This is a genomic window from Salipiger aestuarii, from assembly GCF_003259905.1.
Taxonomy (GTDB): domain Bacteria; phylum Pseudomonadota; class Alphaproteobacteria; order Rhodobacterales; family Rhodobacteraceae; genus Salipiger; species Salipiger aestuarii.
The window spans coordinates 16,113-29,618 of the sequence record NZ_QLMG01000030.1 but is presented as its reverse complement, the minus strand read 5'-3'; the positions used below and the strand labels follow the sequence as shown (position 1 = coordinate 29,618).

Sequence of the window (13,506 nt, the reverse complement as noted above, 5' to 3'; positions counted from 1 at the left end):
GCTGGCCGCTACTAAGGGCGTCCGGGCCGCCAACAGGGAGCATAGCATGGATCGCGCCAACCGCATCAACCGCCGCATCGGCACCGAGATCGGTGCCAGCGCGGCGCAGGTCGCCGCCGCCGTCAAGCTGCTGGACGAGGGCTCGACCGTGCCCTTCGTCGCGCGCTACCGCAAAGAGGCCACCGGCGGGCTGGACGACACGCAGCTGCGCAATCTGTCCGAGCGGCTGGGCTATCTGCGTGAGATGGACGGGCGGCGCGATGCGATCCTGAAGTCGATCGAAAGCCAGGACAAGCTGACGGATGCGCTGGCGCAATCCATCGCGCGGGCCGAAACCAAGGCGCAGCTTGAAGACATCTATCTGCCCTACAAGCCCAAGCGCCGCACCAAGGCGATGATCGCGCGCGAAAACGGGCTGGAACCGCTGCGCGACGCGATCCTGGCGGACCGGCGCGCCGACCCCGAAGCCCTGGCGCGGAAATTCGTCACCGATGCGGTGCCCACGGTCAAGGAGGCGCTGAACGGCGCGCGCGACATCCTGACCGAAGAGCTGGCCGAAAATGCCGGGCTGCTGGGCGGTCTGCGCGGCTATCTTGCGCGTGAGGCGGTGATGACCGCGCGCGTCGTCCCCGGCAAGGAAGCGGCGGGCGCCAAGTTTTCGGACTATTTCGCCCATTCCGAAAAATGGGCCAAGGTGCCGTCGCATCGGGCGCTGGCGATGATGCGCGCCTGGAAGGAAGAGGTCGTGCAGATCGACATCGGTCCCGATCCCGAGGGCGGCGCGGATGTCTGCATCGACATGATCGCGGCGCGGCTTGGCCTGTCGGGCGGTGGCGCCGGCGACACATGGCTGCGCGGCGTGGCGGGCTGGACCTGGCGGGTCAAGCTGTCGTCATCAATGATGCTGGACCTTCTGGCCGATCTGCGCAGCCGCGCACAGGACGAGGCGATTCAGGTCTTTGCCCGCAACCTGCGCGATCTGCTGCTGGCGGCTCCGGCGGGGGCGCGTGCGACGCTGGGGCTTGATCCGGGCATTCGCACCGGGGTCAAGGCGGCGGTGGTCGATGCCACGGGCAAGGTTGTGGCGACCGAAACGATCTATCCGTTCCAGCCGAAAAACGACATCCGGGGCGCGCGGTCGGCGATCCTGGACCTTGTCACCCGTCACGGAATCGAGCTGATCGCCATCGGCAACGGCACGGCATCGCGTGAAACGGAAAAGCTGGTGGCGGATACGCTGGCGATGCTGCCCGCAGCCGTGAAAAAGCCGGTCAAGGTGATCGTGTCCGAAGCGGGGGCCTCGGTCTATTCCGCCTCGGAACTGGCGGCGCGGGAATTTCCGGATCTGGATGTCAGCCTGCGCGGCGCGGTGTCCATCGCCCGCCGCCTTCAGGACCCGCTGGCCGAGCTGGTCAAGATCGACCCCAAAAGCATCGGCGTCGGGCAATACCAGCACGATGTCGACCAGCACCGTCTTGCCAAATCGCTGGAAGCGGTGGTCGAGGATGCGGTGAACGCGGTGGGCGTGGATCTGAACACCGCGTCGGCGCCGCTGCTGGCGCATGTGTCGGGCTTGGGGCCGGGGCTGGCCGAGGCGATCGTGCTGCACCGCGACACCAACGGGGCGTTCGCCGCGCGCCGCGACTTGCTCAAGGTCGCGCGCCTTGGTCCGCGCGCCTTCGAACAATGCGCCGGGTTTCTGCGCATCCGCAACGGCAAGGAACCGCTGGATGCGTCATCCGTCCACCCCGAGGCCTATGACCTGGCGCGCCGCATCGTCAAGGCTTGCGGGCGCGACCTGCGCGCGGTGCAATCGGACCCGAAGCTGCTGCAAGGGCTTGATGCCGAACGGTTTGTCGATGACCGTTTCGGCCTGCCGACGGTGCGCGACATCCTGTCCGAACTGGAAAAGCCGGGGCGTGACCCGCGCCCCAGCTTCAGGACCGCCAGTTTTGCCGAAGGCGTCGATGACATCGGGGATCTCAGACCTGGAATGCGGCTGGAAGGCACGGTGACCAATGTCGCCGCCTTTGGCGCCTTCGTGGATATCGGCGTGCATCAGGACGGGCTGGTGCATGTCAGCCAGCTGGCCGACCGATTCGTCAAGGACCCGCATGAGGTGGTCAAGGCGGGCGATGTGGTTCAGGTGCGCGTGACCGAGGTGGACGTGCCGCGCAAGCGTATCGGCCTGTCGATGCGCAAGGACGGCGGCAGCTCGGCCAGGGATTCGCAGGCCGCGCGCGGGCCGGGCAGGGGCGCTGAGGTCCGTGACAAACCGGGGCGCGGGGCGAAAGGCCAGGGCGATGGCGCGTCCGGCAACCGGACCGGCGCTCTGGGGGCGGCGCTGCTGGACGCGATGAAAAAACCCTGACACGCGGTGCCGGGCCACGCGCGGCAAAGAACCCGCCGCGCGTTTTGCCGCCCGGCCCGGCCCGGTCCGCGCTTGGCCGCCAGGCAGGGGGCAGGGGGGCAGAGGTCAGAACCCGACGACGTCGGCGCCCTTGAGGTCCAGCAGTTCGCGGGCCTCGTCAGGGGTGGCGATGTCCAGCCCGAGGCCTTCGATGATCTGGCGCGCGGCGGCGACCTGTTCGGCGTTGGTCTGCGCCAGCTTCCCCGGACCCGCCCAGAGCGAATCTTCGAGCCCGACGCGCACATGCCCGCCAAGCGCGGCCGAGATGGCCGCGACCGGCAGCTGGTTCTTGCCCGCCCCCAGCACCGACCAGCGGTACTGGTCGCCGAACAGCCGGTCGGCGGTGCGCTTCATGTGCATGACATCGTCGTAATGCGCGCCGATCCCGCCCATCAGGCCGAACACGGTCTGGATGAACAGCGGCCCCTTCACCAGCCCGGCGTCCAGAAAATGCTTGAGGTTGTACAGATGCGCCGTGTCGTAGCATTCGAATTCGAACCGCGTGCCATGCGCCGACAGCGTTGTCAGGATATGTTCGATGTCCTCGAAGGTGTTGCGAAACAGGATGCCCTTGTTGCCAAGATAGTCGCGTTCCCACTGATGTCTGAGCTGCGCGTCAAAGCGCGCCAGCATCGGGAACAGGCCAAAGTTCATCGACCCCATGTTGAGCGACGCCAGTTCCGGCTTCCAGGTATCGGCGGGACGCAAACGGTCCTGGATCGTCATGGTCGGGGCGCCGCCGGTGGTGATGTTGACCACGCAATCGGACCGCTGCTTGATGACCTTGAGAAAGGGATCAAAGGCTTCGGGGCTTTGATCGGGGCGGCCGTCCCGCGGGTCGCGCGCGTGCAGGTGAACCACCGCCGCGCCGGCCTCGGCGGCGCCGATGGCGGCCTCGGCGATTTGCGATGCGGTGACGGGCAGATATTCCGACATCGACGGTGTGTGGATCGCGCCGGTCACGGCGCAGGTGATGATGACCTTGCGTCTGGGGGCCATGGGGTCAGTCCTTTGTTTGAAGGGTGTTCGGAAATCGCGACAGGGCGGTCAGGTCGCACAGCGCCTGTTCGGCGGCGTCGTGGCTTTCCATAGCCCGGTCGAAATGCAGCGGCGCGGTCACCGCATGGCGGTTCAGCGGGCCGACGCGCAGCCACATGCCTTCGATCACGTCCATCAGGACGGGGCGGTTGGCGGCGTTGTAGATCAGCTTGTGAAAGCGCCAGTTGCAGGCCGGCGGTGCCTTCGGTGGCGGCGCGGCGCGGGCTGATTTCTTCGCCGGGGCGAAAATACCCGCCTGTCAGCGCCGCGCGCAGACAGGCATAGATCTGCGCCTGCGCTGTCTCGCCTTTGCGCAGCGTCAGCGGGCCAAGCCGTGACCATGCGTCCCTGTTCAGCGTATCGGTCATGAATCCTGCGTGTAAACTGTGATCGCGGTTTTGGACAGGCTTGTCCGAGGCGGGTATCGACGTCCAGTTAAACAGCGCACAAGGTGTTTTACCGGCGAACCGGACCCTGTTCAGCGTAAAGCGAGATCATCCCTTCGACCGAAGGGATGGCGAGGCCCCCGGTCATCAACACATCACGCTTACGCCTGCCGCAGCGCTTTTGTCGGGCGCCAGCGCTGCACGGCAAACCCGCGTCTTCGAGGTCAGCCTGCCCCCGGGGGCGCAATCGCTCCACGCTGTCGGCGTGCTGAAGTCCGGCCCCGACCTGGTCGATGCGGCGATGACGTTCGAGCCGGCCACCAACCGGGCGGCCCCTTCGCCGGGGGAGCCTGGTCCCCCACCCACCGGAATGATTCTGAGGTTTCAAGATGCAAGACGCGCCGCGCATGGCCGTCCGCGCGGTCGACGGCATCAACTGACTTGTCGGCCGGGTGCGGGACGGGCCGATCCCGGTCATGTCCGTCCTTGTCAGCTGGCAGGTCTTTGCCCGCCATGCGATGGGCCGCTCCCTGAGCCTTTCCGAAGAGGTCTCGCGGTTTTCCATGGCCTGGATGACCATGCCGGGCGCGGCCCGCGCCTATCGCCGTCGCGTCACGCGTGTCTGCCTGGGTGCTGCTGACCCAAGGCATCGCCGAACGGGTCGCGGGGCAGACCGCCCCCGTCACGCGGGTGTCGATGGCCTGGCTTTACGGCGCTATGCCCGCGGGCGCGGCCCTTGTGCTGCCGAACGCCATCGCGATCCTGGCCGAGGATGTCGCCGGCCTGCGCAAGGGCGACGCCACATGATCGCGCTGCTGTTCGGCTCGCTTCCGCAGCCGTTGCCGATCGGGGTTCCGGTCACCTTTGCGGCGGGGCTTGCGGCGATTTTCACGATCCGGGACGGCGACATCGTGCCGCTGCGGGCGATCCCGCGCCTCCTGCGTGACAGCGCCATCATCTCGGCGGTGGTGCTGTCGATCACCGCGGCGGCGGGGCTGTTCGGACGGATCATCCTGTCGTTGCAGGTGCTCGCGGTGATCTCGGATTTCGTGGACGGGCCATTGACTGCGCGTGGCTGTTCATCATCCTTGTCAACCTGCTGCTTCTGATGGTGGGGTTGAACCTGTTCATCGCATCCGGCATCGCGCGCATCGGGGTGCCGCAGATCGCACGCGGAGTGATGCCCTTTGTGCTGATCCTGCTGGTCGATCTGCTGATTATCAGCGTCCCACCCTGGCTGTCGCTGGTGTTTACCGGACAATAAGGAAAGACTCATGGACCTGTCATTGAAAGACGCCCGCGTCATCGTCACCGCCGGTCCCACGGGCCGGATTGAACAGCTGGATCTTGCGCAGGTCGAACAATGCCTGTCGATCTGCCTGACCAGCCAGTTCGTCACCACCTCCCGCGCGGTGCCGCATCTGCGCCAGCGAAAACGCGTCGATCGTCAATGTCTCGTCGCTGGCCGGGCGGCTGGGGTTCCGGCTGCGCAGCCCCTATGCGGCGGCCAAGTGGGGCGCCGTGGGGCTGTCGAAATCCATGGCCATCGAACTTGGCCCCGATGGTATCCGCGTCAACGCGCTGCTGCCCGGCCTTGTGGCGGACGACCGTCAGCGCCGCGTGCTGGAGGCACGCGCCGAGGTGCAGGGCATCAGCTTTGACGAGGCCGAGCGCAACGCCTTTGCCCGCACCTCGATCAAGGAATATGTGACGCCACAGCAGCTTGCCGACCAGGCGCTGTTCCTGGCCAGCCCGCGTGGTGCGACGATTTCAGGTCAGGCCATATCGGTCTGCGGCGATACGGGGATGAGCGGATCGTTCCGACTGGACGGGGAAAGCGCGCGCTGGTGACCGGCATCGGGCGCGGCATCGCGCTGGCGCTGGCCGGGACGTGGGGTCCGGGCGTGCCGCCCTACCTCGCGATCCGGCACCTGATCGACCGGGCACAGCACACAGCGTGGACGAGGCCATCGACATCCTGTCCCGTCTGCCGCTGGCCTCCTCGCGCAATTTCGTGCTCTGTGATCGCGGTGACGCCGCGATGGTCGAGGTCGCAGAAGGCCGGTTGCGCGTCCCGCGCGGTCTTGCCCTGACCCATGGCAACCACTTTCAACTCCCGGATTTCACGGCGCACGACGGGCTGAACGTAATTGCCCGCAATTCCTCCGGCCAGCGGCAAACGGCGGCGAAAGGCTGCTGGCGGCGCATCCCGTTCCCCTGAACCCCGAGCCGATCATGCAGGCGTTTTCCGCCCCAGCCGTGGTTCCAGCACGATCGCGGCGACGGACCATGTCGCGCGGGTCGGCGACATTGATCGACGGGGCGGAAAACGCCTGCATGATCGGCTCGGCAAACGGAGCGGTGACATGAGCGACCTTTACTGGCTGACCGACGAGCAGATGGCCAAGCTTGCCCCTTTCTTCCCGACGTCCCACGGCAAGCCACGCGTCGATGACAGGCGTGTGCCAAGCGGCATAATCGTCATCAATCGCAACGGGTTGCGCTGGCGAGATGCGCCGAAGGAGTATGGCCCTCACAAAACGCTCTATAACCGGTGGAAGCGTTGGAGCGACAAAGGCATCTTCGCGAAGATGATGGCGGGACTGGCTGCCGAGCACGGCGAGAAGAAGATCGTGATGATCGACGCCACCTACCTGAAGGCCCACCGCACAGCGTCCAGTCTGAGCGTCAAAAAGGGGGGCGTGGTCGCCTGATCGGACGGACCAAGGGGGGCATCGAACACGAAACTGCACGCCATCTGCGACAGCCAGGGTCGACCGATCGACCTGTTTCTAACGGCAGGACAGGTCAGCGACGACATCGGTGCGCGGGCGCTTTGCGACAGTCTGCCGGATGTCGACTGGCTGCTCGGAGATCGCGGCTACGACGCCGATTGGTTCCGCGAAACGTTGAAAGACAAAGGGATACGCCCCTGCATTCCAGGCCGAAAGCCACGCAAGACACCGGTCAAATACAACAAGCGCCGGTACAAGCGGCGCAATCGTATCGAGATCGTGTTTGGCAGGCTCAAGGGCTGGAGGCGCGGGGCGACCCGCTACGACCGATGCCCGAAGGTTTTCGTCTCTGCCATCGCCCTCGCTGCAACGGTCATCTATTGGCTATGAGTCCTGAGCCTAAAGCCTCTTTGCCATGCCGGGGACTGCGCCTGACGCAGGGGCCGGACCTGCTGGCCCCGCGCGCCCTGGGGCAGCTTGCGCTCGACGGGGTTTCGCTTGCTCCCGGGACACCGCGCGGGGCCGAGGGGCTAGGTTACGTCTACGCTGTTCAGACCATCGACGCGTTCCGCATGAGCGTCGACGCAGCTGCGAACGACTTTGCGCGTCGGGCGCTTGGCCCCGTGACGGCCCACGTGGTCTCCCGAAAGGTCAAAGGCGGCATGCTGGCCGAAATGCAACTGGTGCAGGCGGCGCTGGCCGACATGCAGGTGGACCTGAACGCGGCCGAGTGGCTGGTGGCACAGGTGGCCTGGAAATGGGGCCGGGGCGCAAGAACTGCGTCGCTGGGCTCTGCATCGACAAAACTTCTGGTCACCGAAACCGCGCAACAGATCTTCGACCGGGCGATGCAACTATTCGGCGCGGTCGGTGACGGCTACGATCCCCGCAGAATCGACCCGTCTGCCGTGCGCTATCGCGCGTCGGCCAATGCCCGCATCTCGGAAGTCAGCTGAACAGGACAGCGCCGGGGGAGGGACCAAGCAGTGTGCCAAATCCGGCGCGATCCGGGGAGCCGACGGGAAACGCCCCTGCCCTGCCAAAAGGAACGGGAGGAGATCAGCCCCCGCGCAGCACCCCGGCAGCCGGTTGCGGTTCGATTCTAACGGTCGACCGCAGCGAGGCCGCGATGAAACACCGCTCATGAGCCTGCGCATGCAATGCCTCCACCTCGGCCGGGTCCACCGGCGTGACAAAGCGGACCTCGGGCCGCAGGCGAATCGCGCCGACGTGGGGCCGCCCCGCGCCATCGGCGATCAGCCGTGCGCGGGCTTCGTCCCGGTAGTGTTCGACCACTAGCCCAGCCGCGGCGCAAATGTGCAGGAAGAACAACATATAGCAACTCGAAAGCGCCGCCAGCAGCGCCTCTTCGGGGTCGATGCAGGCCGGATCGGACCAAGGCAGGGGCACGACCTCCGCCGCGCTCGACGCCGCGATCTCTGTGCCGCCGTCGAAAGCCCATGCCTGAAGGCCCACCGCACAGCGTCCAGTCTGAGCGTCAAAAAGGGGGCGTGGTCGCCTGATCGGACGGACCAAGGGCGGCATGAACACGAAACTGCACGCCATCTGCGACAGCCAGGGACGCCCTCTCAACCTGTTTCTAACGGCAGGACAGGTCAGCGACGACATAGGTGCGCGGGCGCTTTGCGACAGTCTGCCGGATGTCGACTGGCTGCTCGGAGATCGCGGCTACGACGCCGATTGGTTCCGAGAAGCCTTGCAGGACAGGGGGATACGCGCCTGCATTCCAGGCCGGAAGCAACGCAAGACACCGGTCAAATACGACAAGCGCCGGTACAAGCGGCGCAACCGCATCGAGATCATGTTCGGCAGGCTCAATGACTGACGGCGTGCGTGGTCGTGGCGCTGCCGTGAAGAATTTGTCCCATAGTGCGTCCTTCCGATGGTCACAGATAAGTAGACCATCACACGCTGGGACTAAACGCCTAATGCGGAAGAGCCGTTTTGTGGGGCATGCGAATCGGGATCAGGCGCGTTTCCATATTTTGTCGGATCCCGTCTGCATTCTGGGCGCGATCCGCAAGCAGCACGCTCGGTCGGGCTGAATGGTTTGCCAAAACAAAGCCGAAACCAAGTCAGTTGGTCGTCTGCCCCGACGTGATCGCTTTCCTCATGGGAAGGCCGCGCGCCGTTCCGGACGGATGAAGCCTTGCATTGGCGCCTGCTGTCCGATGGCGCGCGCGGATCGCAAGGGCTAACGATCACTGGCGGCGCGCCTGAAACGGCCCCCTCTTTGGGTGAGGGCGTTCATGATGTCCCCTCGCAAACCCTCAAACGTCCAGCGCCGGTTCGATCAGACTTTTCCCATCCCTGAATGTGGCCACCGCGTGTTCGATTGAAGCGCGGGACCACGGTTGCGGCGTTGTCGTGTTGCCATGGTCTTACCGTCGCGCGCCAGAACCGGATGTTTTTGCGCGGAAATTCCATGTGTTCCGTATGGCCAGAGTCCCGACACCATTTCTTGTCAGCATGGGTCGGCGGTTTATACCGCCTGCCAGAGCGCATGGATTCAGCATATGCATCGCCTGGGAAAAGCCGTGCAGCACCGTCGATGGCCTGTACAAACCTGGCTGTCCCCGCTTGGGTGTTTACCCGAGGACGGCGGCGGTTTTGCACGCCGTCAAAGCGCAGAAAGCTGCGACGAAACATGAGAAGCATATTGCGAGCGCGGCATATGCGACTTCCGCCTCTGCAAGGAGGGCGACGGTCAGGATGCCGCCGAGCCGCGCGAAGGTGATGTCGAGGCTCATCGCAATAGCGGACATGCCCTTCGGTGCGAACTTCAGGATCAATTGCGTCGATGGTGCATTGCTGCACGCCAAACCTCCACCGATGAAAGCCGGTGACAACACGAGGATCAAAAGGTTGTCGCTATAGGACGAAAGCGGCAATCCGACCGCAATAAGCAGCGGCGCCGCAACCATTATGGTGCGAATGTGGGGCTTATCCACCATGTTTCTCAACAACGTGCTCAGCGCGGAAAAGGTCAGCCAGACGATCGACAAGATCAAACCGACACTCGTCGCACTGACTTCATAATCTGCAAGCAAGACAGGGATACGGAACAGGTAGTAGGTAATGGATCCATAGGTGCAGAACACATACGCAAATGTCACCCACAGGTCGCGGGTGCGAACGAGATTCGCATAATCTTTGGCCGAGCGCGGATATGGTGCCGGGTTAACCGCGGCTCGCGTTCTCGTCAGGATCACCAGGGCGGCGCCCGCGACAACCGCTATGAATGCAAACGCGAGGTTCCAGCTGTAGCCGCCGAGAAAACGACCATAAAAAAGCGGTGCAAAGGCAGCGACATAGCCCGCGATACTGCCCCAGACGATAAGCGTCCGTCCCGGTTTTTGCTGCGTTGCCCGTGTCAAGAGCAGCGGGACGAGCGGCGAAAAGATTCCGCCGCCAAAACCTTGCAGCGCCCGCCCGGCAATAAGGCTTTCAAAGCTTTCCGATGCCGACACCACGAGGGAGCCGGCAGCGAAAAACGCAACGCCAAGCGCAAACACCTTTCGGGTATCGTAAGCGTCGCCGCAAAAGCCCCCGAGCAGAACGCCGCCCGCAACCGCGATGCCATATGCGTTGAAGACCCACGCCAGATCCCCGATGGACAAGTTCAGCTGCAACTGGATGGCCGGCAAGAGCAGCGGCACCAAGGTGAGTTCCACAACGTACGCGACATTGGCTGCGATCGGTCCGAGAATTGCGCTGCGCAGCGACACGGCCACCGGCTCCGTCTCGCCGATTTCTGGCGTATTCAGGCTCATTCTTCCGTCCTGCCGGTCAGGTGGTGGCCGTGGTGTCGAGATGCGCCTTCGGGTCGATGTCGGCGACGGAGGACCGCGCCACCGGGTCGCGCCCCGCGCGTTGCAGTTGTTCCGGCGCGCGTGCAAGCAGGTTTGACATGTCATCGCTCCCCATCCAGATCAGGTAGTCTTCTTCGGTGACCTGCTGGTCGGGCCCCAGCCAGCGACCGGGTTCGCAATGGGGGTAGCCGTAACGCAGATGCGCGCCCTTGGCGGCCAGTCGTTTGGCCACCAGCGCGAACACAAAGGACGGATTCCAGCTTTCGGCCACAAGCTCCAGCAGGAGGCGTGACAAAAGCGACGTTGCGCCCTGGCTGCGCGGACCGCCGAGGCCACTGGCGCGCAGCCAGAAATCGCCTTGATAGCAGACTTTCCCGGTAATCGTCTGAAGCGCCTGCGGGTCGGAATAAAACGTCATGTCCGGATCGGGCGTCGTATCGGGCGTGATGTATTTGTGCCGATGGAGATTCAGGTGCGTCGCCAGGGATATGCCCGTCAGATCAAGAAGGCGCGCCGCTTGCGTGTGAACCAGTTCGCCTTGCGAATCGAATCCGCAAATCCAGAATCCATTGGTGTGGTCCACATAAGAGCTTGCCACATCGAACATCGGATAAATCGCGCCGCGATCGGGTTGCCGGTTTCGATAGGCGCGATACCTGGCGAAATCGTCTCCGATTTCGACGGTTAATCCGGCCTCCTCAAGATTGCGGAGGATACCGGACAAGTGCCTTGTCAATTCAACCAATCTGCCTGGTGACATCGCCATTCTATCTGGCCCCCCGTTCGTGCGTGCACATGCTTGTCTCCATCGTGACCTAAAGCAAGTGTTAGCTACTTTTTTCATTTTGTGCATGTAGTTAGCTGCAAAATGGTTAACGATCCGTTACGCATTGAGGTCATCCTGCATCACCACAAGGCACCGCGTGTCGCAATCTTTCGAAATTTTGGCAAATAAATGCGCGTTTGATAATCCAGCTTAAACCTTCTTGATGATTTGTCTGACATAGGGGAGTCAAACTATGTAGAAGATGCTCGTGATACCTGCTCAGATATTCAGCCAGATCAACGAAAAATGCGCCGAAGGCCTCGCACTCGCCATAGCATCGAACGATGACGGCGCGGTGATGGAACTGCAATGGTGCAACAAGGCGTTCACAAAAATCACCGGCTATGCCTCGCACGAGGCGGTCGGCCAACGTGGAACCATTCTGATCGGCCCTGATCTGGAGCAGGGCGTCCACCTGTACATCATCGAAAAGCTGATGAACTGGGAAAACTTTTCCGTCAAGGCGTTCAATAACCGCAAAAATGGCGACGTGTATTTCCAGAAAATGAGCTGGATACACCTGTCCGATACCGACACGGGGAATCACTGGTGGCTGTGTTCCATCATCGAACTTGATGACGTTCGCGCCGAACCCGCGCCGCATGTGACAACCGATCCCGTCGCCTGCGGACAGCAGAGCCATGCGAAGCTCGTCGATCAGGTCCAGCGCCTGGAAAAAGAGAACACGCGCCTGCACCAGCTTGCCAAGTCGGTCGCGCGCGACGCGAACGAAGATGCGCTGACCGGCCTGTCGAACCGGCGGCATTTCGAGGTCGAGGTAAAGACCTGGATCGAGAACCTGAAAAAGCACGGCACGGAATTTGCGGTGCTTTACATCGACCTGGACCGGTTCAAATTCGTGAACGATTCGCTGGGCCATGAGGCCGGCGACCGGCTGCTGGTTTCCGCCGCAAACACCCTGCGGGAGTTGACGCGCGAATCCGATCTTGTCGCCCGCCTTGGTGGAGACGAATTCGTCATTCTGACGCAGCTTGGCAAAAGCGCCCTCAACATCAGCAGCCTGGCCGACGAAATCGTGCTTAGAATGCAGGCGCCGTTTAGCTGCGACGGCAAATCGACCTATTGCAGCGTCAGCGTCGGCGTGGCGATCGCGAAAGCGAACATGGAAAACCCCGAGCAGGTCGTCGCGGATTCCGACGAGGCGCTGTACCACGCCAAATCGCAGGGAAAGGGGCGCTGGTCATTCTTCACCGAAGAGATGCACGCCGAGTCCATCGCGACCAAGCAACTGGCGTCCGACCTGCTGGTTGCCTGCGAAAAACGTGAATTCGTTCCGTATTTTCAACCGCTGATAGATTCCGCCACGGGCAGAATCGCATCCGCCGAGATGCTGGTCAGGTGGAACCATCCCACCAAGGGCATTCTTCCGCCGGCCGCATTTCTCGATACCGCCGCGAACATGGGAATCCTGAAGCGGATCGACAAGATCATCTTTGCCTGCGTGCACGGGGCGCTGTCGCGTTTTGACGAGGCGGGTGTCGACCTTCCGCGCGTCGCGATCAACGTTTCCGCCGCGCGGTTGGCCGACCCGACCTTTATCCACGACATCAAGAGTTCGGGCATCGATCCGAACCGGTTGACGGTGGAGATCCTTGAATCGGTCTATCTCGACCGCATGGGCGACGTTGTGCGCTGGACCATCGACGAGCTTGACGAACTTGGCGTCACCATCGCCCTTGACGACTTCGGGACGGGGCACGCATCGGTCAGCGGGTTGCTGGAAATCAGGCCGTCGATCCTGAAGATTGATCGCCATTTCATCCAGCCGATTGTCGACGAAGCGAGCGCCAGGCCGCTGGTCTCGTCGATCATCGGCATCGGAAAGGGGCTGGGGATGCGTGTGGTCGCCGAAGGTGTCGAAACCGAAGAACACGCGCGGCTGGTCAGCGACATGGGCTGCGATTACCTGCAAGGCTATTATTTCGGCAAGCCGATGAACGAGGATGATCTGCGCAACAGGTTGATCGAAACGGGGGGCAGGTTCTGGTCCAACGGCACCGACGACTCCGAAAAACGCCGTATGCAGGGTATCGGCCGGCCGATCCGCAACACCGGCAGTTGATCCAGGGATCGCGCGCAGCGTTGAACAGAGCATGCGGAACCGCACGGCGTTGCGACAGCAGGGGCATGGGGGCGGCGGTCTTGCCCGCGCCACGCTTGCGCGGCTGAAGACGCCGAAGTCCGTGACCCCGGCAAGCCGGCGAACCCCTGACACGGCAGCGGCGCATGCCGCTTGGGGCATCGGACCGGCAGGCCC

Annotated in this window: 14 protein-coding genes and 3 pseudogenes; 11 read left to right on the top strand and 6 right to left on the bottom strand. The window is 63.4% G+C overall.

The features are described 5' to 3' along the window. Window positions 1–46 precede the first annotated feature (46 nt). Window positions 47–2,371, top strand: coding sequence for a Tex family protein (locus tag ATI53_RS15120; protein WP_111550748.1), 2,325 nt, complete (start codon window positions 47–49; stop codon window positions 2,369–2,371). Window positions 2,372–2,476: 105 nt separating this feature from the next. On the opposite strand, the gene kce is transcribed toward ATI53_RS15120, so the two are convergent. Together kce and ATI53_RS23960 are read right to left on the bottom strand one after the other, a co-directional pair. Then, window positions 2,477–3,409, bottom strand: a complete 933-nt coding sequence (gene kce, locus ATI53_RS15115; RefSeq protein WP_009503154.1) for a 3,5-dioxohexanoate:acetyl-CoA acetone transferase — start codon at window positions 3,407–3,409, stop codon at window positions 2,477–2,479. A gap of 4 nt (window positions 3,410–3,413) precedes the next feature. Beyond that, the gene (locus ATI53_RS23960; RefSeq protein WP_009503155.1) at window positions 3,414–3,584 is read right to left on the bottom strand and encodes a hypothetical protein; all 171 of its coding nucleotides are present in this window, start codon (window positions 3,582–3,584) and stop codon (window positions 3,414–3,416) included. 726 nt (window positions 3,585–4,310) lie between these two features. On the opposite strand from ATI53_RS23960, the pseudogene ATI53_RS24430 reads away from it, so the two are divergent. The 4 genes and pseudogenes from ATI53_RS24430 to ATI53_RS15095 all read left to right on the top strand — a co-directional run. Beyond that, window positions 4,311–4,385: pseudogene (locus ATI53_RS24430) on the top strand (TRAP transporter small permease); the annotation flags it as partial. 67 nt (window positions 4,386–4,452) lie between these two features. Further along, on the top strand, window positions 4,453–4,641 hold the full coding sequence (locus ATI53_RS23955; RefSeq protein WP_223870822.1) for a hypothetical protein: 189 nt from the start codon (window positions 4,453–4,455) through the stop codon (window positions 4,639–4,641). Further along, complete coding sequence (locus ATI53_RS23950) at window positions 4,638–4,943, top strand: hypothetical protein (RefSeq protein WP_009503159.1); 306 nt, start codon at window positions 4,638–4,640, stop codon at window positions 4,941–4,943. The genes ATI53_RS23955 and ATI53_RS23950 overlap by 4 nt, the downstream gene beginning before the upstream one ends. A gap of 8 nt (window positions 4,944–4,951) precedes the next feature. Next, window positions 4,952–5,098 carry a TRAP transporter large permease subunit gene (locus ATI53_RS15095; protein WP_170134591.1) on the top strand — a complete coding sequence of 49 codons (147 nt, stop codon included), beginning with the start codon at window positions 4,952–4,954 and terminating at the stop codon, window positions 5,096–5,098. A gap of 19 nt (window positions 5,099–5,117) precedes the next feature. Here the strand turns inward: ATI53_RS15095 and ATI53_RS23945 are convergent, their stop codons facing one another. After that, window positions 5,118–5,285 carry a hypothetical protein gene (locus tag ATI53_RS23945; protein ID WP_009503162.1) on the bottom strand — a complete coding sequence of 56 codons (168 nt, stop codon included), beginning with the start codon at window positions 5,283–5,285 and terminating at the stop codon, window positions 5,118–5,120. Here ATI53_RS23945 and ATI53_RS15090 point away from each other — a divergent pair. The 4 genes and pseudogenes from ATI53_RS15090 to ATI53_RS15075 all read left to right on the top strand — a co-directional run bounded on the left by ATI53_RS15090 (window position 5,254) and on the right by ATI53_RS15075 (window position 7,525). Beyond that, the gene (locus ATI53_RS15090) at window positions 5,254–5,685 is read left to right on the top strand and encodes an SDR family oxidoreductase (RefSeq protein WP_311136004.1); all 432 of its coding nucleotides are present in this window, start codon (window positions 5,254–5,256) and stop codon (window positions 5,683–5,685) included. The genes ATI53_RS23945 and ATI53_RS15090 overlap by 32 nt on opposite strands. Window positions 5,686–5,791: 106 nt before the next feature. Then, window positions 5,792–6,055: a C45 family peptidase gene (locus ATI53_RS15085; protein ID WP_009503164.1), complete on the top strand. Its 264-nt coding sequence runs from the start codon at window positions 5,792–5,794 to the stop codon at window positions 6,053–6,055. A gap of 145 nt (window positions 6,056–6,200) precedes the next feature. After that, window positions 6,201–6,959, top strand: a pseudogene (locus tag ATI53_RS15080) (IS5 family transposase). After that, a complete protein-coding gene (locus tag ATI53_RS15075) occupies window positions 6,956–7,525 on the top strand; it encodes an acyl-CoA dehydrogenase family protein (protein WP_170134590.1) in 570 nt (189 codons plus the stop codon). The pseudogene ATI53_RS15080 and the gene ATI53_RS15075 overlap by 4 nt, the downstream one beginning before the upstream one ends. Window positions 7,526–7,628: 103 nt before the next feature. Here ATI53_RS15075 and ATI53_RS15070 read toward each other — a convergent pair whose 3' ends face one another. Beyond that, on the bottom strand, window positions 7,629–7,979 hold the full coding sequence (locus ATI53_RS15070) for an OsmC family protein (RefSeq protein ID WP_170134589.1): 351 nt from the start codon (window positions 7,977–7,979) through the stop codon (window positions 7,629–7,631). A 51-nt stretch (window positions 7,980–8,030) separates the two neighbouring features. On the opposite strand from ATI53_RS15070, the pseudogene ATI53_RS15065 reads away from it, so the two are divergent. Further along, window positions 8,031–8,412, top strand: a pseudogene (locus ATI53_RS15065) (IS5 family transposase); the annotation flags it as partial. 766 nt (window positions 8,413–9,178) lie between these two features. On the opposite strand, the gene ATI53_RS15060 reads toward ATI53_RS15065, so the two are convergent. Both ATI53_RS15060 and ATI53_RS23940 read right to left on the bottom strand, forming a co-directional pair. Then, a complete protein-coding gene (locus ATI53_RS15060; protein ID WP_009503166.1) occupies window positions 9,179–10,363 on the bottom strand; it encodes an MFS transporter in 1,185 nt (394 codons plus the stop codon). Window positions 10,364–10,379: 16 nt separating this feature from the next. Then, entirely contained in the window at window positions 10,380–11,168 is a 789-nt protein-coding gene (locus ATI53_RS23940; protein ID WP_034451688.1) for a hypothetical protein, read from the bottom strand. A 262-nt stretch (window positions 11,169–11,430) separates the two neighbouring features. Between ATI53_RS23940 and ATI53_RS15045 the strand changes: the two genes are divergently transcribed. After that, on the top strand, window positions 11,431–13,311 hold the full coding sequence (locus tag ATI53_RS15045) for a putative bifunctional diguanylate cyclase/phosphodiesterase (protein ID WP_009503169.1): 1,881 nt from the start codon (window positions 11,431–11,433) through the stop codon (window positions 13,309–13,311). Window positions 13,312–13,506: the final 195 nt, after the last annotated feature.

What these genes read in the sequence shown, in the direction of transcription:
- kce (WP_009503154.1), bottom strand. Translation starts at nt 3,409, where the DNA reads ATGGCCCCCAGACGCAAGGTCATCATCACCTGCGCCGTGACCGGCGCG.
- ATI53_RS23940 (WP_034451688.1), bottom strand. Translation starts at nt 11,168, where the DNA reads ATGGCGATGTCACCAGGCAGATTGGTTGAATTGACAAGGCACTTGTCC.
- ATI53_RS15060 (WP_009503166.1), bottom strand. Translation starts at nt 10,363, where the DNA reads ATGAGCCTGAATACGCCAGAAATCGGCGAGACGGAGCCGGTGGCCGTG.
- ATI53_RS23960 (WP_009503155.1), bottom strand. Translation starts at nt 3,584, where the DNA reads ATGGACGTGATCGAAGGCATGTGGCTGCGCGTCGGCCCGCTGAACCGC.
- ATI53_RS15045 (WP_009503169.1), top strand. Translation starts at nt 11,431, where the DNA reads ATGCTCGTGATACCTGCTCAGATATTCAGCCAGATCAACGAAAAATGC.
- ATI53_RS15075 (WP_170134590.1), top strand. Translation starts at nt 6,956, where the DNA reads ATGAGTCCTGAGCCTAAAGCCTCTTTGCCATGCCGGGGACTGCGCCTG.
- ATI53_RS23950 (WP_009503159.1), top strand. Translation starts at nt 4,638, where the DNA reads ATGATCGCGCTGCTGTTCGGCTCGCTTCCGCAGCCGTTGCCGATCGGG.
- ATI53_RS15120 (WP_111550748.1), top strand. Translation starts at nt 47, where the DNA reads ATGGATCGCGCCAACCGCATCAACCGCCGCATCGGCACCGAGATCGGT.